General features: G+C 66.6%; 15 protein-coding genes. 13 read left to right on the forward strand and 2 right to left on the reverse strand.

The genetic code is table 11. The annotated features are described in order from the left end of the window. The 6 genes from DID99_RS13210 to DID99_RS13235 all read left to right on the forward strand — a co-directional run bounded on the left by DID99_RS13210 (position 1) and on the right by DID99_RS13235 (position 7,271). Entirely contained in the window at positions 1-1,170 is a 1,170-nt protein-coding gene (locus DID99_RS13210) for an electron transfer flavoprotein subunit alpha/FixB family protein (RefSeq protein ID WP_124521487.1), read from the forward strand. After that, positions 1,167-1,952, forward strand: coding sequence for an electron transfer flavoprotein subunit beta/FixA family protein (locus DID99_RS13215; protein WP_044844358.1), 786 nt, complete (start codon positions 1,167-1,169; stop codon positions 1,950-1,952). Before DID99_RS13210 ends, DID99_RS13215 begins: the two co-directional genes overlap by 4 nt. Before the next feature lie 52 nt (positions 1,953-2,004). Then, positions 2,005-3,246: an aromatic ring-hydroxylating dioxygenase subunit alpha gene (locus DID99_RS13220; RefSeq protein WP_044844357.1), complete on the forward strand. Its 1,242-nt coding sequence runs from the start codon at positions 2,005-2,007 to the stop codon at positions 3,244-3,246. Between the two features lie 27 nt (positions 3,247-3,273). Continuing rightward, the gene (locus DID99_RS13225; RefSeq protein ID WP_124521490.1) at positions 3,274-4,422 is read left to right on the forward strand and encodes a hybrid-cluster NAD(P)-dependent oxidoreductase; all 1,149 of its coding nucleotides are present in this window, start codon (positions 3,274-3,276) and stop codon (positions 4,420-4,422) included. A 149-nt stretch (positions 4,423-4,571) separates the two neighbouring features. After that, positions 4,572-5,435, forward strand: coding sequence for a glycine betaine ABC transporter substrate-binding protein (locus DID99_RS13230; RefSeq protein ID WP_044844355.1), 864 nt, complete (start codon positions 4,572-4,574; stop codon positions 5,433-5,435). Positions 5,436-5,615: 180 nt separating this feature from the next. After that, positions 5,616-7,271: an APC family permease gene (locus DID99_RS13235; RefSeq protein ID WP_044844354.1), complete on the forward strand. Its 1,656-nt coding sequence runs from the start codon at positions 5,616-5,618 to the stop codon at positions 7,269-7,271. A gap of 150 nt (positions 7,272-7,421) precedes the next feature. Here the strand turns inward: DID99_RS13235 and purU are convergent, their stop codons facing one another. Both purU and DID99_RS13245 read right to left on the reverse strand, forming a co-directional pair. Next, positions 7,422-8,309, reverse strand: a complete 888-nt coding sequence (gene purU, locus DID99_RS13240) for a formyltetrahydrofolate deformylase (protein WP_124666895.1) — start codon at positions 8,307-8,309, stop codon at positions 7,422-7,424. Between the two features lie 400 nt (positions 8,310-8,709). Beyond that, positions 8,710-9,636, reverse strand: coding sequence for a choline sulfate utilization transcriptional regulator (locus DID99_RS13245; RefSeq protein WP_124666896.1), 927 nt, complete (start codon positions 9,634-9,636; stop codon positions 8,710-8,712). 212 nt (positions 9,637-9,848) lie between these two features. Here DID99_RS13245 and betC point away from each other — a divergent pair, with 212 nt between their 5' ends. From betC to DID99_RS13285, 7 genes are all read left to right on the forward strand, one after another. Then, complete coding sequence (gene betC / locus DID99_RS13255) at positions 9,849-11,384, forward strand: choline-sulfatase (RefSeq protein ID WP_124666897.1); 1,536 nt, start codon at positions 9,849-9,851, stop codon at positions 11,382-11,384. A 43-nt stretch (positions 11,385-11,427) separates the two neighbouring features. Further along, a complete protein-coding gene (gene choX, locus DID99_RS13260; protein ID WP_124485157.1) occupies positions 11,428-12,399 on the forward strand; it encodes a choline ABC transporter substrate-binding protein in 972 nt (323 codons plus the stop codon). A 256-nt stretch (positions 12,400-12,655) separates the two neighbouring features. Then, on the forward strand, positions 12,656-13,795 hold the full coding sequence (locus tag DID99_RS13265) for a porin (protein ID WP_124666898.1): 1,140 nt from the start codon (positions 12,656-12,658) through the stop codon (positions 13,793-13,795). 224 nt (positions 13,796-14,019) lie between these two features. After that, on the forward strand, positions 14,020-15,270 hold the full coding sequence (locus DID99_RS13270; protein ID WP_124666899.1) for an MFS transporter: 1,251 nt from the start codon (positions 14,020-14,022) through the stop codon (positions 15,268-15,270). A 587-nt stretch (positions 15,271-15,857) separates the two neighbouring features. After that, a complete protein-coding gene (locus DID99_RS13275) occupies positions 15,858-18,053 on the forward strand; it encodes a TonB-dependent siderophore receptor (protein ID WP_124666900.1) in 2,196 nt (731 codons plus the stop codon). A 46-nt stretch (positions 18,054-18,099) separates the two neighbouring features. Continuing rightward, positions 18,100-18,783 carry a Fe2+-dependent dioxygenase gene (locus DID99_RS13280; protein WP_124666901.1) on the forward strand — a complete coding sequence of 228 codons (684 nt, stop codon included), beginning with the start codon at positions 18,100-18,102 and terminating at the stop codon, positions 18,781-18,783. Beyond that, complete coding sequence (locus DID99_RS13285) at positions 18,780-19,490, forward strand: PepSY-associated TM helix domain-containing protein (RefSeq protein WP_124666902.1); 711 nt, start codon at positions 18,780-18,782, stop codon at positions 19,488-19,490. Before DID99_RS13280 ends, DID99_RS13285 begins: the two co-directional genes overlap by 4 nt. Positions 19,491-19,500 lie beyond the last annotated feature (10 nt).

The raw sequence follows: 19,500 nt of genomic DNA on the forward strand, positions 1-19,500 counted from the left end.
ATGAACACGATCAAACGAATCGATCCGCGCCGGCCGTTCATCATCACGGCCGCGGGCCTGAAGCGCATCACGCTCGGCGAGGAAGGCAGCGCCGACGCGAGCGCCGCGCAGTGGTCCGCGCACGGCCACGGCGCCGCGGCCGCGAAGCCGCGCCGCGCGGTGCAGGACCCGAAGCACGTGATGCTGGTGGTGGCGCACGCCGAGCGCGGCGCGCTCGACGATCATGCGCGGCAGGCGATTGCCGCTGCCGCGGTGCTCGCCGACGCGCAGACGGAAGTTGCGTTGCTGGCATTCGGCGAACTGAAGGATGACGCCGCCGAACTCGGCGTCGACAAGCTGATCGAGCTGGCCGACTTCGACCGTCGCGCGTTTGCGCCCGAAAGCGAATTGCAAGCCTTGCAGGCATGCGCCGCGGCGCTCGCGCCGAAGCACGTGTTCGTGCCCGACAACGCGACCGGCGACGGCGATCTCGGCCGGCGGTACGCGGCGGCCGCCGGCGCGAGCGTCGCGACCCACGTGGTCGAGATCGACGCGAAGCATGTCGGCGCGTATGCACAGGCCGGCCGCGCGTTCGCGACGCGCGGGCTGCCCGACGTGATCCTGCTCGCGCAGAACGCGGTCGAGGCGAAACTGCCGTTCGTCGGCGCCGGCGAGCGCCTGGCCGCCGACTTCATCCGCCCGGCCGGCGACGCGGCGCAGCCGTACCGCGATCTCGGCCTCGAGGAAATCGACGCGGCGCAGGTCGCGCTGGAGGAAGCCGACTTCATCGTGTCGGCCGGCAACGGCGTGTCCGACATCGGCGCGTTCGAGCAACTGGCCGGCGCGTTCGGCGCGGCGATCGGCGCGAGCCGCGTCGCGGTCGACAACGGTCACTTCACGCGCGACAAGCAGGTGGGCGCGACCGGCAAGACGGTCGAGGCGAGCGTGTACATCGCGTTCGGCATCTCGGGCGCGGTGCAGCACTTGCAGGGGATCAAGGACTGCCGTCACGTGATCGCGGTGAACCTCGACGGCAGCGCGCCGATCGCGAAGCGCGCGAACCTGACGGTGGTGGGCGACGCGCAGGCGACGATCGCCGCGCTGATCGAACAGGTGCAGGCCGCGCGCGCGTCGCGCGGACAATCGCCGGCCGCGGTCGGCTCGCGTGAAACCGAAGGAGTCGCAGCATGAACGCCCCCCGCCAGTTGCAACGCATCGCGGTGCTCGTGTCCGTCGGCCGGCACCCCGTCAGCGGCACCGCGCGCTACAGCCGCAACGACGCGGCCGCGCTCGAGGTCGGCCGCCAGCTCGCGGAGCGGCATCGCGCGCAGCTCGACGTGATCCATGCGGGCGATCCCGCGAATGAAGCGCTTGCTGAATATCTCGCGCTCGGCGCGCGGCAGGTCGAGGTGCTGGCCTGCCACGACGGCGACGATGCCGCGCATGCGCTCGCCGCGCGCGTCGAAGGCTACGACCTCGTGCTGACCGGCACGCGCGCCGAGGGCGCGTACGACACCGGGATGCTGCCGTATCGCGTCGCCGCGGCGCTCGGCTATCCGCTCGTCGGCTCGGCCGTCGACGTGACGGTCGACGGCGGCCGCGCGGCGGTCCGGCAATTCTTGCCGAAAGGGCTGCGGCGGCGCGTCGACGCGGCGCTGCCGGCCGTCGTCGCGGTCCATCCGCTCGCCAACGTGGCGCCGCGCTACGCGTATGCGCGGCTGCGCGCCGGCGCGATCCGCCCGGCACTCACGTCGACCGGCGCGGACGCCGATGCGGCGGCCTGGAAGGTCGGCCCGATCGAGCGTAAACCCGTAAAGCTGGTCGCCGCCGAGAAGCGCTCGGGGCATGCCCGGATGCTGTCCGCGACCACGACCGAAAGCCGCGGCGGCAACGTCGTAAATGAAGGGAGTTCAGTCGAAAAAGCACAAGTGATCCTCGCGTATTTGCGCGAGCATCAGCTCATCGACTACTGATTTTGATGCCTGTCGGCAACCACACTGGGACGCAAGGAATCCGGAGCAAACGATGAAAGTATCGGCAGACATTCGTGCACTGATCGAGCGACGCAAGGAAGGTTACAGCCTCGAGGCGCCGTTCTACACGAGCGAGGACATCTTCGCCCTCGACATGGAGGCGATTTTCCGCCAGCACTGGATCCAGGTCGCGGTCGAACCGGACATTCCCGAGCCGGGCGACTACGTGACCGTGGAACTGGGCAGCGACTCGATCCTGATCGTGCGCGACGACGACATGGAAATCCGCGCGTTCCACAACGTGTGCCGCCACCGCGGCGCGCGCCTGTGCAACGAGGATAAGGGCTCGGTCGGCAACATCGTGTGCCCGTACCACAGCTGGACCTACAACCTGACCGGCCAGCTGATGTTCGCCGAGCACATGGGCGAGAAGTTCGACCGCTGCAAGCACAGCCTGAAGTCGGTGCACGTGCAGAACCTCGCGGGCCTGATCTTCATCTGCCTCGCCGAGGAGCCGCCGGTCGATTTCGCGCAGCTGCGCGCCCAGATGGAGCCGTATCTGCTGCCGCACGATCTGCCGAACACGAAGATCGCCGCGCAGATCGACATCATCGAGGAAGGCAACTGGAAGCTCACGATGGAGAACAACCGCGAGTGCTATCACTGCGTCGCGAACCATCCCGAGCTGACGATCTCGCTGTACGAATACGGCTTCGGCTACCAGCGCTCCGACGCGAACGCCGAAGGCATGGACGCGTTCGCTGAAACCTGCGTGCGCCGCGGCAAGGAGTGGGCCGAGATGGGCCTGCCGTCCGCCGAAATCGAAAAGCTGCTCGACGTGACGGGCTTCCGCACGCAGCGCCTGCCGCTCGACCGCCACGGCGAATCGCAGACGCTCGACGCGAAGGTCGCATCGAAGAAGCTGCTCGGCCAGTTCGACCAGGCCGACCTCGGCGGCCTGTCGTTCTGGACGCAGCCGAACTCGTGGCATCACTTCATGAGCGATCACATCGTGACGTTCTCGGTGATTCCGCTGTCGGCCGGCAAGACGCTCGTGCGCACCAAGTGGCTCGTCCACAAGGATGCGAAGGAAGGCATCGACTACGACGTGAAGAACCTGACGGCCGTGTGGAACGCGACCAACGACCAGGATCGCGCGCTCGTCGAATTCTCGCAGCGCGGCGCGACCAGCAGCGCATACGAGCCGGGCCCGTATTCGCCGTACACGGAAGGTCTCGTCGAAAAATTCTCGGCCTGGTACATCGGCCGGCTCGCCGAAAAAATCGGCGCGTAGTACAGCAGACAGCAAGTGGAGCTACACATGATGCGAGATTCGGCCAATTTCGAGCCGGTGGACAGCCGGGTGACGCACCCGGCGTTCTGGAGCGCGCTGCCCGAGCGCTGGACGAGCGACGTCGAGGAAACGCTGGTGTGCTGCCACGTGCGTCAGGAAACCCACGACGTGAAGAGTTTCTTCTTCCGTTCGCCGCAAGGCCGTGCGTTTTCCTTCGAGCCGGGGCAGTTCATCACGCTCGAACTCGACATCGACGGCGAGACGATCAACCGGTGCTACACGATCTCGTCGTCGCCCGCGCGGCCGCACACGATCTCGATCACGGTGAAGCGCGTGCCGGGCGGCAAGGTGTCGAACTGGCTGCACGACAACCTGCAGCCGGGCGCGTCGGTTCGCGTGCTCGGCCCGGCCGGCGAATTCACGTGCGCGCGGCATCCGGCGCGCAAGTACCTGTTCCTGTCGGCCGGTTCGGGCGTCACGCCGCTGATGTCGATGAGCCGCGCGCACCATGATCTCGCCGAGGATCGCGACATCCTGTTCGTGCACAGCGCACGTACGCCGGACGACATCATCTTCGCGCGCGAGCTCGACCTGATCGCGTCGAACCATACGAATTTCCGCACGTCGTTCGTCGTCGAGCGCGTCGGTGCACGCACCAACTGGCCGGGCGTCACGGGCTTCCTGACGCTGCCGCTGCTGAAGCTGATCGCACCGGACTTCATGGAGCGCGAGATCTTCACGTGCGGCCCCGCGCCGTACATGAAGGCCGTGCGCGACCTGCTCGACGAAGCCGGCTTCGACCGCAAGCAGTATCACGAGGAAAGCTTCTCGTTCGAGACGCTCGCGCAGACCGCGAGCGACGAGGTGATCGCCGAACTCGCGCCGGCGGCCAACGACGGCGACGTCGCGACGAAGCAGTACACGGTCAGCTTCGCGAAGAGCAATCGCGAGATTTCGTGCGGCTCCGAGCAGCACGTGCTCGACGCGGCGCGCCAGTCCGGCGTGCGGCTGCCGGCGTCGTGCACGCAGGGCATGTGCGGCACCTGCAAGGTGAAGCTCGTGTCGGGGCAGGTCGAGATGAAGCACAACGGCGGCATCCGCCAGCGCGAGATCGATCAGGGGATGGTGCTGCTGTGCTGCAGCAAGCCGCTGTCGGATCTCGTGATCGACAAGTAGTCGTATCGAGCCATCGCCGGTCCGGGCGCGTCGCGTCGCGTTGCGTCGCCTCCGGACAAGCATCCGTCGGAAAACAACGATACCGCGGATTTGTGGTTGAAGAACCTAGAGAGACAACGCGCACGGTGCGCATTTCAAGGAGATCGACCATGAAGTTGTTCGGAAAACTGCTGTGGACCGGCGCACTGTCGGCGATGGTTGCGTTGAGCGCGTCGGCGCTCGCGGATACGAAGCCTACGCTGAAGATCGGTTACGTCGAAGGCTGGGACGACAGTGTGGCGACGTCGAACGTCGCGGCACGCGTGATCGAGAAGAAGCTCGGTTACCAGGTCCAGCTCGTGCCGGTGGCTGCCGGGATCATGTGGCAGGGCGTGGCGCGCGGCGACCTCGACGCGACGCTGTCCGCATGGCTGCCCGTCACGCACGGCTCCTACTGGGGCGAATACAAGTCGAAGGTCGTCGATCTCGGTGCGAACTTCCCTGACGCGAAGATCGGCCTGATCGTCCCCGACTACGTGAAGGCGAAGAGCATCGAAGATCTGAATGCCGAGAAAAGCAGCTTCGGCGGCCGGATCGTCGGCATCGATGCGGGTGCGGGCGTGATGCGCAAGACCGACGAAGCGATCAAGAGCTACGGCCTCAGCTACACGCTGATGCCGAGTTCGGGCAGCGCGATGACGGCCGAGCTGTCGCGCTCCGTCGGCGCGAACAAGCCGGTGATCGTGACCGGCTGGGCGCCGCACTGGATGTTCGCGAAGTGGAAGCTGCGCTTCCTCGAGGATCCGAAGAAGGTGTTCGGCGGCGCGGAGCACGTCGACAGCGTCGCGAACCCGCAGCTCGAAACGAAGGCCAAGCCGGTCGTCGCGTTCCTGAAGAAGTTCCAGTGGAAGCCGGGCGAGATCGACAGCGTGATGCTCGCGATCCAGAACGGTTCGAAGCCGGAAGCGGCCGCCGATGCATGGATTGCCGCGCATGCTGACCGCGTGAATTCGTGGACTGAAGGCGCGCAGTAAAACCGCGGCGATTCGTCGCGCGAATCATCATAAATAAATACGCCGGGAATGGCATGCAGGAATCCGAAACAATCGTGAATTCATGCGGCCATATCCCGGCTTTCTTTTACTGATTCTGCAAAAAAGCGCGTAAGTTGTTACACTAGCGCCCTTGTGCGGAGTCATCACAGGAGGAATTGGATGAGTCAAGCAGGACTGCGTGCTAATCGCACCAGTGACGTTGAGGCAACCATCTCACATGATTCGACGGGCCACACGCTGCATCGTGGCCTGACTTGGAAAGACGCATTCTGGGTGACGAGCGGCGTGCCGGCAGGCGTGCTGTTCACGATCGGCGGCGTATGCGCGACGATCGGCCAGCCCGCGTGGGCGATCTGGATCGCCGCGATCACGATGGGGCTGATTCAAAGCGCGACTTATGCGGAAATATCGGGACTATTTCCCCATAAATCGGGCGGCGCGTCGGTATACGGCGCGATCGGCTGGGTCCGTTACAGCAAGCTGATTGCCCCGGTTTCCGTGTGGTGCAACTGGCTCGCGTGGTCGCCGATGCTTGCGCTCGGCTGCGGCCTCGCGGCGAGCTATGCGCTCACGAGTCTCTTTCCCGCCGACGCGGCGGTGCTGCACTGGCAGTTCAAGGTTGCGGATCTCGGGTTCATCAAGTCCGGTCTTTCACTGCGGATCAACGCGACGTTCATCATCGCGACGATTCTGCTTCTCATCACGTTCAAGCTTCAGCACAGCGGCGCATCGAAAGCTGCGCGCACGCAGCGCATTCTCGGCATCGCGTCGCTCACGCCGCTGCTGATCGTCGGCATCGTGCCGTTCGTCACCGGCGACGTGCCGATGTCGAACCTGCTTCCGCTGCTGCCGCTCGGTCATGACGCTCAAGGCAACCTCACGACCGCGACCTTCGGTTCGTGGAACGGGCAGGGCGTGACGATGGCGCTCGGCGCGATGTTCATGGCCGGCTGGGCGTCGTACGGCTTCGAAACGGCGGTCTGCTACACGCGCGAATTCCGGGATCCGCGTCGCGACACCGCGAAGGCGATCTTCTGGTCGGGCGCGCTGTGCCTCGTCGTGATGACGCTCGTGCCGATGGCGTTCCAGGGCGCGCTCGGCACGCAGGCGATGCTCGACCCGGCGATCGGCGACGGCACCGGCGTCGCGGCCGCGATGGCGAAGATCGTCGGTGGCGGCGCGTGGGTCGCGAACGCGGTCGTCGTGATGCTGATGCTGTCGATCCTGCTGATCGTGATGACGTCGATGATGGGCTCGTCGCGCACGCTGTACCAGGCATCGGTCGACGGCTGGCTGCCGAAGTACCTGTCGCACGTGAACGAGCACGGCTCGCCCACGCGCGCGATGTGGACCGACCTCGGCTTCAACCTCGTGTTGCTGATGATGTCGGACTACATGACGGTGCTGGCGATCTCGAACGTCTGCTACATGCTGTTCGTATTCCTGAATCTTCAGTCGGGCTGGATCCACCGGATGGACCGCGGCAACTGGGATCGGCCGTTCCGCTGCCCGACCTGGCTGCTCGTCGCCGGCTCGGTCTGCGGCTACGCGAACCTCGTCTATGTCGGCGCGGGCGCGAACCTGCAGGGCGAAGGCACGCTGCGCAACGGGCTGATCGCGATGCTGCTGATCGTGCCGGTGTTTCTCTATCGTCACTACTGGCAGGATCGCGGCCGTTTCCCCGCGCAGATGCAGCGCGACATGGAACTCGAAGTGCCGAAGCGCGCGATGTGGCTGAACCTGATGCCGTATGCGGCGCTGGTCGGTGCTGCGCTGACGATCTGGCTGTCGTACTACTTCGCGTGGGTGAAGTAAGCATCTGAACGCGGCACGCGCATCGCGCGACGAACCCGGACACCGCACCCGGGGCCGTTGCGCGACGCGTCGAACGTAACGCGATAAAAAACCCGACCGGCAGGTGCTGCCGGTCGGGTTTTTTGTTGGCTGCGCGCCGAACGGATGCGCTTACGGAAACACCACCGTCCGGTCGCCGTTCAGGAACACGCGCCGCTCGATGAACGCCTTCACCGCGCGCGCGAGCGTGATGCACTCGACGTCGCGGCCCACCGCGAGCAATTGCTCGGGGCGCAGCGCATGATCGACGCGTTCGACCACCTGCTCGATGATCGGGCCTTCGTCGAGATCGTCGGTCACGAAGTGCGCGGTCGCGCCGATCAGCTTCACGCCGCGGGCATGCGCCTGGTGATACGGCTTCGCGCCCTTGAAGCCGGGCAGGAACGAGTGATGGATGTTGATCGCGCGGTTCGCGAGCTTCGCGCTGGTTTCCTGCGACAGCACCTGCATGTAGCGCGCGAGGATCACGAGATCGGCGCCGCTCGACTCGAAGAAGTCGAGCCACTGCGCTTCCTGCTGCGCCTTGGTGTCGGCCGTGATCGGGAAGTGGCGGAACGGCAGCCCGTGCTGCGTGGCGAGCGGTTCGAAGTCCGGATGGTTCGACACGATGCCGACGATGTCCATCTTCAGTTCGCCCATCCGCCAGCGGAACAACAGGTCCGCGAGGCAGTGCTCGAGTTTCGACACCATGATCAGCACCTTTGGGCGCGCGTTCACGTCGTGGATCGCCCATTGCGTGTCGCCGTTACCGCCGCCGCCGAGCGCGGTCGCGATCGGACCGAACTCCTGGCGCAGCGCGTCGATCTGCAGTGTCTCATCCGTCGGATGAAACACGCAGCGCACGAAGAAGTGGTTGCTGAGATCGTCGTCGAACACGTTCAGCGCATCGACGTAGCAGCGATGGCGCTCGAGAAAGCCGACGACGGCGGCGACCTGGCCGGCCGCGCTCGGGCACGACAGCGTCAGGACGAATTGATCGGGGCGTGAGTCGGCGGTCATGAGATTCCTCGGATGTCAGGGAACGCAACGCGCGCGGTGGCGCGACGGGGCGCCACGCTGAGCGGGTAGCGGGAGGCTCAAGTAAATCAGGACGATTTGGGCGCGGATAGAACCAACCCGCCGTGTGGCTGGTATCGGGGCGCCAGCGCGGCGGGGCGGTGGCGAGGCTCGAGGAGGGGGTTTGGGGAGCGCGGGGCGGGGTGTCGGGGCGGGCGCGGCTGGTCCAGCGAGCGTCAGGCGGCGCAGTCGTAGTGGCTCCAGCGGGCGTCAGGCGGTGCAGGCACAGCCGCTCCATCGGACGTCAGGTGGGGCAGGCGCAGCCAGTCCAGCGCGCGTCAGATGGGACAGCCGCAGCCGCTCCAGCAAGCGTCAGGCAGCGCTCCGCCGGCCAGCCGCCCGCTCAAGCCGGCGTGCACGCGTCCAGCAGCCAGCGCCGGAACACATGTGTCGCGTCCGGCTCGGGCCGCTGCGGCGGCCGCACGAGGAAGTAGCCGCGCGACGTGACGACGGGTGCGTCGACGAGCTTCACGAGCTGCCCGGATGCGACGAGCTCGTCGACGAGCGGCGACCAGCCGAGCGCGACGCCGTCGCCGAGCAACGCCGCGTGGATCACCAGCGCATAGCTGTTGAAGGTCACGCCGCGCGCGGCGGCCGGCGCGTCGAGGCCGTGCGCGTCGAACCAGCCGGCCCACGACAGCCAGCGTTCGGGGCGCGTCGCCTGCACGTGCAGCAGCGGCAGCGCCTGCAGGTGCTCGGGCCGCGCGACGTGCGCGTGCGCGGCGCGGAACGCCGGCGAGCAGACGGGCGTGACCGATTCGGGAAAGAGTCGCGCGGCCGTGCACGACGGCCAGTGGCCGTCGCCGAACAGAACCGCGATGTCGGCGTGGTCGCGCTGCGCGTCGTAATCCTGCGAGGTGACGACCCGCACGTCGACGTCCGGCATCACGCGCTTCAGGCCGGAGAGGCGCGGCATCAGCCAGTAGGTCGCGAAACCGAAATCCGTGACGATCGTGAGCGCGCCGTGCTCGCGGCGCGCGCGCAGCGTCGCGGTGGCGCCGCGCAGCGTGTCGAGGCTCAGCCGCACGGCTTCGTACAGGCACTGGCCGTCGCTCGTCAGCGTGACGCCGCGCGGGCTGCGCTCGAACAGCGGCACGCCGAGTTCCGCTTCGAGCTGGAACACCTGCTGGCTCACGGCCGGTTGCGTCGAGCCGAGCTCGCGCGCGGCGGCCGTGAAGCTCTGGAGACGGGCGGCCGATTCGAACGCGCGCAGCGCCTGCATCGACGGTAACGGTTCGGATTTCGACATAAGTCTCTCTAATGGCCTCATAAGGGCCGGACGCCTTCCCGCGCGAATTCGGGCGGGGGATAGTGCTTCGGACGGCACGGCACGGAACGGCGCCGCGCCAGGCCTTCCGCGATTCTAGCCAGTCGCGGCCGGTGCGCGCGGCACTTTCTTCAGGCTGCGTCCGTCATGCCGGCCGTGTCGCCGCCCGAGCGTCGCGCCGCTCCATTCGAACACCGATTTCCCCAAGACCGCCGATGACGAACCCGACTCCCAACATCCTGATCCTGATGGCCGACCAGCTGACGCCGTTCGCGTTGCCGGCCTACGGCAACCGCGTCGCGCGCACGCCGACGCTCGACCGGCTCGCGGCGCAAGGCGTGGTGTTCGACGCCGCGTATTGCGCGAGCCCGCTGTGCGCGCCGTCGCGCTTCTCGCTGCTGACCGGCAAGCTGCCGTCGGGTATCGGCGCCTACGATAACGCCGCCGAATTGCCGGCGCAAACGCTGACTTTCGCGCACTACCTGCGCGCGGGCGGCTACCGGACGATGCTGTCCGGCAAGATGCATTTCTGCGGACCCGACCAGCTGCACGGCTTCGAGGAACGGCTCACGACCGACATCTATCCGGCCGACTTCGGCTGGGTGCCCGACTGGGACCGCCCGACCGAGCGGCCGAGCTGGTATCACAACATGAGTTCGGTGCTCGAGGCCGGCCCGTGCGTGCGCACGAACCAGCTCGATTTCGACGACGAAGTCACGTTCGCGGCGAAGCAGAAGCTGTACGACGTTGCGCGCGAGCGCGCGGCCGGTCATGACGCGCGGCCGTTCTGCATGGTCGTGTCGCTCACGCATCCGCACGATCCGTACGCGATCACGCGCGAATACTGGGACCTGTACCGCGACGACGAGATCGACATGCCGGCCGTGCGGCTCGATGCGCAGCAGAGCGATCCGCATTCGCAGCGGCTGCGCTTCGTCTGCGAAAACGACCGCACGCCGCCGACCGACGCGCAGATCCGCGCCGCGCGCCGCGCGTACTACGGCGCGACGTCCTATGTCGACGCGCAGTTCGGCAGCGTGCTGGCCGCGCTCGAGCAATGCGGCTTCGCCGACGACACGATCGTGATCGTCACGTCCGACCACGGCGACATGCTCGGCGAGCGCGGACTCTGGTACAAGATGACGTTCTTCGAAGGCGGCTGCCGCGTGCCGCTGATCGTCCACGCGCCGGGCCGCTTCGGTGCCGCCCGCGTGCGCGGGCCGGTGTCGCACGTCGATTTGCTGCCGACGCTCGTCGACCTCGCCGGCGCGGCGCCGGCCGGCGGCTGGCCGGACCCGGTCGACGGCGCGAGCCTCGTGCCGCATCTGCAAGGCGCACCCGCGCACGACGTCGCGCTCGGCGAATACCTCGCGGAAGGGGCGGTTGCGCCGGTCGTGATGATCCGCCGCGGCGACTGGAAATACGTACATTGCCCGGCCGATCCCGACCAGCTCTACAACCTCGCCGACGATCCGCGCGAGCGCACGAACCTGGCCGGCCTGCCGGCAGCCGCCGGCGTGCTCGCCGCATTCCGCGAGGAGGCCGCGCGCCGCTGGAACCTGCCGGAACTCGACGCGCAGGTGCGAGCGAGCCAGCGGCGGCGCCGCTTCCATTACGCGGCGACGACGCAGGGCCGCATCCAGGCGTGGGACTGGCAGCCGTTCACCGACGCGAGCCAGCGCTACATGCGCAATCACATCGAACTCGACACGCTCGAAGCGATGGCGCGCTTTCCGCGCGTCGGGCGCTGAACGGGCCGCAGCGGACATTGACGAACGACGGAGGAAGCGAATCATGAAACGGCAATGCAATGCAGCAATCCGGAGTATGGGCACCGCGCTCGCCGCGGCCGCGTGCGTGGTGGCGATGCAGCAGCCCGCGCGCGCCGCCGACCCGCAGACGTGCCGCGACGTGAAGATGGCGGCGCCCGGCTGGACCGACATCGACGCGACGAACGCGATGGCCGGTGTCGTGCTGAAGGCGCTCGGCTATCGGCAGGACGTCGCGAACCTGTCGGTGCCGATCACGTACCAGGGCTTGAAGAAAGGGCAGGTCGACGTGTTCCTCGGCAACTGGATGCCCGCGCAGGCGCCGCTCGTGAAGCCGTTCGTCGACGAGAAGTCGATCGACGTGCTGCACGCGAACCTGAACGGCGCGAAGTTCACGCTGGCCGTGCCCGACTACGTCGCGGCGGCCGGCGTGCACACGTTCGCCGACCTCGCGCGCTACGCGGACCGCTTCGGCGACAAGATCTACGGGATCGAGCCCGGCGCGCCCGCGAACCAGAACATCAAGCGGATGCTGTCCGACCATGCGCTCGGCGCGGCGAACTGGTCGCTCGTCGAATCGAGCGAGACGGGGATGCTCACGCAGGTCGAGCGCGCGGTGCGCGACAAGCGCTGGATCGTCTTTCTCGCGTGGGAGCCGCACCTGATGAACACGAAGTTCAAACTGACCTACCTGTCGGGCGGCGACGCGTATTTCGGCCCGAACTACGGCGGCGCGACGGTCAACACGGTCACGCGCGCGGGCTTTGCCGGCCAGTGCGCGAACCTCGCGCGGCTGTTCAGGCAGATGACGTTCTCCGTCGACGTCGAGAACCGGATGATCGCCGACATGCTCGACCACAAGACGTCGCCCGCGCTCGCGGCCCAGCATGCGCTGAAGGCCGATCCAGCGCTCGTCGAAGCGTGGCTCGACGGCGTCACCACGGCGGCCGGCGCTCCCGCGTTGCCGGCCGTGCGCGCGGCCCTCGACGCCCGCTGACCGCCTCCGGGCGGCCGGTTTTTCGCCGCGCCGCCCGCCTCCGTGTTTTCCCGAACGGTCGCATCGAGACCATTTGGTGTCGCCTTCAGACGGGTGACCTGAAATATGGGTTTGTATTTTTCGCCAATGGCTGCGTTATTGCGGAAAACGAAATGCCGAAGCCAGCGGACGTACCGAATTCGAATCAGCCGGCGTATTGCTGTGCGCGCCAGGCCACGGTTCTTTCCATCGAAGGGTTCAGGGAGGGTGGTCGACAATGAAGCAAAAGAAAGTTGCCGTAGCCGCCGCGCTGGCATGCGCGGCCTGTATTCCCGCCATCGGCCACGCGCAGAGCAGCGTGACGCTGTACGGGATTCTCGACGCGGGCATCACGTACGTGAACAACACGGGCGGTTCGCACGTGGTCAAGTTCGATGACGGCGTCTCGTACGGGAACCGCTTCGGCCTGAAAGGCACGGAAGATCTCGGCGGCGGCCTGAAGGCCGTGTTCGCGCTCGAGAGCGGTTTCCACCTCGGCAACGGGCAGCTCGGCTTCGGCGGGGCGGAGTTCGGGCGGCAGGCTTATGTCGGTCTCCAGAACGATTGGGGCACGCTGTCGTTCGGCAACCAGCTCGACATCACCAACGAGCTCGTGTCGATCTACAACATCTCGGCATGGGGCAGCGGCTACGCGATCCACCAGGGCGACTTCGACCGCTTCAACGGCGACCGCCTGCCGAACTCGGTGAAGTTCCTGTCAAACGATCTCAGCGGCTTCAAGTTCGGCGCGATGTACTCGTTCGGCAACGTCGCGGGCAACTTCCACCGCGACAGCGCATGGAGCGCGGGCGCGAGCTTCACGAAGGGCGACTTCTCGATCGGCGCCGCGTACACGCGCCTGAACAATCCGCACGGCATCTACGCGTTCGACCCGTACGCGATGATCGGCACGCACACGTTCCTCGGCCAGCAGACCGTCACCGTCGATCCGGCGACCGGCGCGCGCACCGACCTGTTCGCGGACACGCCGATGAACGTCGACAGCCAGGGCACGTTCGGCGTCGGCACGAGCTACACGATCGGCAAGCTGACGCTCGATGCGAACTACTCGTACACGACGATCAAGGGCTTCGGCCAGTCGTCGCACATGCAGTCGTATGAAGGCGGCGGCCTGTACCAGTTCACGCCGGCGCTCAGCCTGATCGCGGGCTACCAGCACACGCGCTTCGAAGGCCATCACTGGAACATGGGCACGGCGGGGCTCCATTACCTGCTGTCGAAGCGCACCGACGTGTATATCTCCGGCGATTACCTGCGCGCGTCGAACGGCGTCGATGCGGTGATCGGCTACAGCTTCACGCCGTCGACGACGCAGACGCAGGCCGACGTGCGAATCGGGATGCGGCATTCGTTCTGAGCGGGGTGAGGTAGTTTTTTCGACGTCTTCAGCGAGGTCTCTCTTTGGCGCGAACCGTGGTTCGCGCTTTTTTTTTTTGGCGCGATGCAACGTCGTGCGGTATGCGCCGTCCTTGCCCGCGTCCGGCGAGCATTCGGCAAGGTCTCGTTGGTTGAAGCTATCATCGCGCTTTGGCCGCATCGCGTATCGGCGATCGCCGGCCTTCCTCCGATGACGTCTCGCCGATGACCACCCCGTTACCCGAATCCACTTCGCCGTCGCCGTTACCCGCCAACCTGTTCCGCCACACACCGTTCCAGCGCTTCTGGGGCACGCGCGTGATGTCGTCGCTCGCTTTCCAGATCCTGTCGGTCGCGATCGGCTGGTACGTCTATGCGCTCACGCACAGCGCATTCGCGCTCGGGCTCGTCGGGCTTGCGCAGTTCGTGCCGATGTTCGCGCTGACGCTCGTCGTCGGGCAGGTGGCCGACCGCTACGACCGCCGGCGCATCGCGACGATCTGCCAGGGCGTCGAGGCGCTGGCCGCCGGCGTATTCCTGTTCGGCGCGGCGCAAGGCGGGCTCACCGCCCCGGGCGTGTATGCGCTGGCCGCGATCGTCGGCACCGCGCGTGCGTTCGAATCGCCGTCGGTGTCGTCGCTGTTGCCGGCCGTCGTGCCGCGCGGCGACCTGCCGCGCGCGACCGCACTGTCGACGTCCGCGAACCAGGCCGCGCAGATTCTCGGGCCCGCGTTCGGCGGGGTGCTGTATGGCGTCGGCGCGCCCGCGGCGTTCGGCGCGAGCGTCGTGGCGTTCGCGATCGCGGCCATCCTGAGCGGCACGATTCCGCTGCGCAGTGCGCCGCCGGCGCGCGAACCGGTCACGCTGCGGTCGGTGTTTTCCGGCATCGCGTTCATCCGGCGCGAACCGGCGATCCTCGGCGCGCTGTCGCTCGACCTGTTCGCGGTGCTGTTCGGCGGCGCGACCGCGCTGCTGCCGATCTACGCACGCGACATCCTGCAGGTCGGCCCGTGGGGGCTCGGCGCGTTGCGCGCGGCGCCGGCGGTCGGCGCGCTCGCGGGCACGCTGTGGCTCACGCGCTTTCCGCTGAAAGGGCGGCCGGGCCGCGCGATGTTCGGCGGCGTGATCGCATTCGGCATCGCGACGATCGTGTTCGGGCTGTCACGCAATTTCGTGGTGTCGCTCGTCGCGCTGGCGGCGCTCGGCGCATCGGACGTGGTGAGCGTCGTCGTGCGCCTGTCGCTCGTGCAGCTGCGCACGCCCGACGACATGCTCGGCCGCGTGAGCGCGGTCAACTCGCTGTTCATCGGTACGTCGAACCAGCTCGGCGAATTCGAATCCGGCGTGACGGCTGCGTGGTGGGGCGCGCCGGTGGCGATCGTCGTCGGCGGCGCGGCGACGATCGCCGTCGCGCTGACATGGATGCGGTTGTTCCCGACCTTGCGGAACATGACGTCGCTGGAACGCGATCATTGAGTCGACGTCAGCGGGGCGATGCGTTTGCCGTTCACGGGAAACCGGCCTCATTCGCCGTAATTCATTTCAAATTGCTTTCCTGTTTCAATCGAATTCCAAACGGCATTCGGGTCGGATAATCGTCTGAACAATCAATCCGGTGCTGTCGTTTCTCGCGATGCGGGGTACCGGAGCTGAAAGCGGTGCTGGCATCATCGAGCCCACCGCGGTGGGAATCCGAAAAGAGGCTGATACTTCAGTGCCTTGCTGCACAAGGCTCCTAGCCCTGAATTTGTCAGACTGAATATCCCGATCAATTACAAAATCCATTCATATAATTACATCAAACTTTCCGTAATTTTTCGAAACATCGTTCTTCCGTATGACGAAGCGGGTATCGATTGAAACGAAAAGAAATATCTGGAATGATACCGATTCTCATTTTCATGACCGCGGCCACGACTGCGCTGCCGGTCACTCGTCAACCGTAGCCAGCTAGTGTCGCCGTCGGTCTGATCGTCGGCGGCCAGCGAGCCAGCGTATCCGTGCCTCGTGCGCGCGTCGCCGCGCGTCCACGCGGGGCGGTTTCAAATTCCGACTGGATTTTCATGCCGAACAAGACCCCGTTCGCGAGTGCGCTCGCGCTGGCCTTTGCTTTGCCTATCGCTTCGCCTGTATTCGCGCAGGGCACGAGCGCCGAATCGGCGCCGGCCGTCACCGCGAAACCGGGCAGTGCGACGCCGGCCGCGAGCGACACGCTGCCGACGGTCAACGTGTCGGGGCAGGCCGTGCATCAGGATTTCCAGGCCGAGCGTTCGAGCGTCGGCGCGAAAACCCCCACCGCGCTGCGCGACATTCCGCAGTCGGTCACGGTGATCAACAAGGCGCTGCTGGAATCGCAGGGGCTCACGTCGTTCCAGGACGCGCTGCGCAATGCGCCGGGCATCACGATCGGCGGCGCGGAAGGCGGGCAGATCGGCAACAACATCAACCTGCGCGGCTTCACCGCGCAGAACGACATCTATCTCGACGGCTTCCGCGACCGTAACCAGTACTACCGCGACACGTTCGATCTCGATTCGGTCGAGGTGCTGTACGGCCCGTCGTCGATGCTGTTCGGGCGCGGCTCGACGGGCGGCGTGATCAACCAGGTGTCGAAGAAGGCGAACCTGAAGCCGTCCGCCGAAGTGTCGACGACGATCGGCACCGACGACCACTACCGCGCGAGCGTCGACCTGAACCGGCCGCTCGGCGCGACCTCCGCGTTCCGCATCAACGCGTTCGGCCAGTCGCTCGGCTCGACGCGCGACGTGATGAAGAACAAGGACTACGGAATCGCGCCGGAGCTGCGCTTCGGCATCGGCACGCCGACGGAGATCACGCTGTCCGCACTGATCCAGCACAACTACGACATGCCGGACTACGGCGTGCTCGCGGTCAACGGCCATCCGGCGCCGGTGTCGAAGCACACGTTCTACGGCCTCACCGACGACCGCACGATCCAGGACGTGCAGACGGTGTCCGCGCGCATCGATCATCGCGTCAACGACGCGCTGACGATCAGCAACCGCACGTCGTTCTCGCACTCGATGACCGATGCGCGCGAGACGGCCGCGAACGCGGTGCTGACCGGGCCGCTCGCGTCGAGCACCGCGCTCGCGAACGGCAACTACACGTCGTTGCCGATGTCCGCGCTGTACGTGAAGCTCGCGAGTCACGATCGCGTGATCGAAAACCATTCGGTCGACAACGACACGATGGCGCATTTCAAGTTCGACACGGGCTTCGTGAAGCACGACCTGATCGCGGGCGTCGAGGTCGGGCACGACAGCTACACGAACCAGGCGTACACGCGCAGCGGCCTGCCGATCCTGTCGCTGATCGATCCGGCCTATCTGTCGTCGAGCGCGTCCAACGCGACGCAGACGCCGGCCAATCACGCTGAATCGGGCGCGACGACGCTCGCCGCGTACATGAACGACACGGTATCGATCGGCCGCGACTGGAAGTTCGTCGGCGGGCTGCGCTGGGATCGCTTCCAGGCGCATCTCGCGAACACGGTGAGCGCGCCGCGCTACGCGTCGCAGACCAACTACTTCACGAGCGTGCGGGCCGGCGTGATCTACCAGCCGACCGAATCGCAGTCGTACTACTTCTCGTACGGCACGTCGTTCAACCCGTCGCTCGAGACGCTGACGGTCACGAACAACACGCAGAACCTGTCGCCGGAACACACGAAGTCGTACGAGGTCGGCGCCAAGTGGGATCTGCTGAACGACAACCTGTCGGTCACGTCGGCGCTGTTCCAGCAGGAGAAGAGCAACGCGCGCACGCTGACGTCGACGGGTGAATACCTGCTCGAGGGCGACATTCGCGTGCGTGGCTTCCAGGCGAGCGTGACGGGCCACATCACGCCGAAGTGGCAGGTCTTCGGCAGCTATACGTACATGAACGGCGTGATCCTGAGCGCGCTCGACGGCACCCAGGGCAAGACGCTCGCGAATACGCCACGCAACACGTTCACGCTGTGGACCACGTATGCGTTCACGCCGCACTGGGAAATCGGCGGCGGTCCGACCTACATGTCGGGTCGCTACGCGGCGAACACGAACTACGTGCAGGTGGGCGGCTATACGCGCTGGGATGCAACGGCCGCGTATCACGCGAAGCAGTGGGACCTGCGCCTGAACCTGCTGAACCTGACCGACAAGTTCTATTACGATGCGCTGATCCAGTCGGACGGCGGCCGCGCGGTGCCGGGCGTCGGACGCACGTTCCTCGCGACGCTCGACTACCGGTTCTGACCGCACGCGTGCGATCGCCGCGTCATTCGATGAAAAAGGTGGAACGATGCTTGTACACATCCCGAACGTGCTGACACCCGAGCAGGTGCGCGCGGTGCGTGACCGGCTCGACCAGGCGGGCGACGCGTGGGTCGACGGCCGCGCGACGGCCGGCTACACGGGCGCGCCGGTCAAGCGCAACCAGCAGATCGCCGAGCATGCGCCGATTGCGCGCGAACTGGGCGACGCGATCCTCGCCGCGGTCGAGCGCAATCCGCTGTTCATCAGCGCGGCGCTGCCGAACCAGGTCTATCCGCCGCTCTTCAACCGCTACGAAGGCGGGATGACGTTCGGCAGTCACGTGGACGGCGCGGTGCGCGTGCTGCCGAACGGCGTGAAGCTGCGCACCGACGTGTCGGTCACGCTGTTCCTGTCCGCGCCGGACGAATACGACGGCGGCGAACTCGTGATCGAGGACGCGTATGGCGTGCAGCAGGTCAAGCTGCCCGCGGGCGACATGATCGTCTATCCGGCGACGAGCCTGCACCAGGTCACGCCGGTCACGCGCGGCGTGCGCGTCGCGAGTTTCTTCTGGGTGCAGAGCCTCGTGCGCAGCGATGCACAGCGGGCGCTGCTGTTCGACATGGACACGGCGATCCAGCGGCTCAACGCCGGCGGCGCCGATACGCAGGCTTGCCGCAGCCTGGTCGGCTGCTACCACAATCTTCTGAGAATCTGGAGCGAGACGTGAGCGTTGCCGATTCCATCGACATCGACGCGGCATCCGCGTCGCGCATCGCGCCGGGCGTGCGCCCGGCCGGCTCCGGCGGCACGCGTTCGCGCCGCGGCACCTTCATCAAATGGCTGCGCAAGGTGCACGGCTGGATCGGCCTGTGGGGCGCGGCGCTCGGGCTGCTGTTCGGCACGACGGGCTTCCTGCTGAATCATCGTGCGCCGCCGCTGCGCATCCAGACCGGCGCGCCGCGCGTCGAGACGTTGCGGCTCGGCGTGCCCGATCCGCGGCCCGCGTCACCGCGCGAGCTCGAGCAATGGCTGCGTGCGCAACCGGATCTGCATCTGCCCGAACGCATGGGCCGCGTGCAGAAGGAGCCCGCGCATCCGGTCGCATGGGGCGACCGCGAAACCGTGCAGCCCGAGCACTGGCAACTCGTGTTCGCGTCGCCGCATGAAAACGTCGCGGTCGACTACTGGGTCGGCAGCGACACGATGACGCTCAAGCGTACCGGTAACGGCACGCTCGCATGGCTGACGAACCTGCACAAGGGCGTCGGGACGAGCATCGGCTGGGTGCTGCTCGTCGATACGCTCGCGGGCGCGCTGGTCCTGCTGTCGCTCACCGGCGTGCTGTTGTGGACGGAGCTGAACAAGCGCAAGACGATCGGCGTGGTGCTCGTGATCGGCTCGATCGTCGCGATTGTGTGTGCGGCCGGCGCATAAGCGCATAACG

Source organism: Burkholderia sp. Bp8986 (genome assembly GCF_003854225.1).
Classification (GTDB): Bacteria; Pseudomonadota; Gammaproteobacteria; order Burkholderiales; family Burkholderiaceae; genus Burkholderia.

Excerpts from the sequence above, each read along its gene's own strand:
- choX (WP_124485157.1), top strand. The coding sequence starts at position 11,428 with ATGAAACGGCAATGCAATGCAGCAATCCGGAGTATGGGCACCGCGCTC.
- DID99_RS13210 (WP_124521487.1), top strand. The coding sequence starts at position 1 with ATGAACACGATCAAACGAATCGATCCGCGCCGGCCGTTCATCATCACG.
- DID99_RS13275 (WP_124666900.1), top strand. The coding sequence starts at position 15,858 with ATGCCGAACAAGACCCCGTTCGCGAGTGCGCTCGCGCTGGCCTTTGCT.
- DID99_RS13235 (WP_044844354.1), top strand. The coding sequence starts at position 5,616 with ATGAGTCAAGCAGGACTGCGTGCTAATCGCACCAGTGACGTTGAGGCA.
- DID99_RS13230 (WP_044844355.1), top strand. The coding sequence starts at position 4,572 with ATGAAGTTGTTCGGAAAACTGCTGTGGACCGGCGCACTGTCGGCGATG.
- betC (WP_124666897.1), top strand. The coding sequence starts at position 9,849 with ATGACGAACCCGACTCCCAACATCCTGATCCTGATGGCCGACCAGCTG.
- DID99_RS13280 (WP_124666901.1), top strand. The coding sequence starts at position 18,100 with ATGCTTGTACACATCCCGAACGTGCTGACACCCGAGCAGGTGCGCGCG.
- DID99_RS13245 (WP_124666896.1), bottom strand. The coding sequence starts at position 9,636 with ATGAGGCCATTAGAGAGACTTATGTCGAAATCCGAACCGTTACCGTCG.
- DID99_RS13270 (WP_124666899.1), top strand. The coding sequence starts at position 14,020 with ATGACCACCCCGTTACCCGAATCCACTTCGCCGTCGCCGTTACCCGCC.
- purU (WP_124666895.1), bottom strand. The coding sequence starts at position 8,309 with ATGACCGCCGACTCACGCCCCGATCAATTCGTCCTGACGCTGTCGTGC.
- DID99_RS13225 (WP_124521490.1), top strand. The coding sequence starts at position 3,274 with ATGATGCGAGATTCGGCCAATTTCGAGCCGGTGGACAGCCGGGTGACG.
- DID99_RS13215 (WP_044844358.1), top strand. The coding sequence starts at position 1,167 with ATGAACGCCCCCCGCCAGTTGCAACGCATCGCGGTGCTCGTGTCCGTC.
- DID99_RS13220 (WP_044844357.1), top strand. The coding sequence starts at position 2,005 with ATGAAAGTATCGGCAGACATTCGTGCACTGATCGAGCGACGCAAGGAA.
- DID99_RS13265 (WP_124666898.1), top strand. The coding sequence starts at position 12,656 with ATGAAGCAAAAGAAAGTTGCCGTAGCCGCCGCGCTGGCATGCGCGGCC.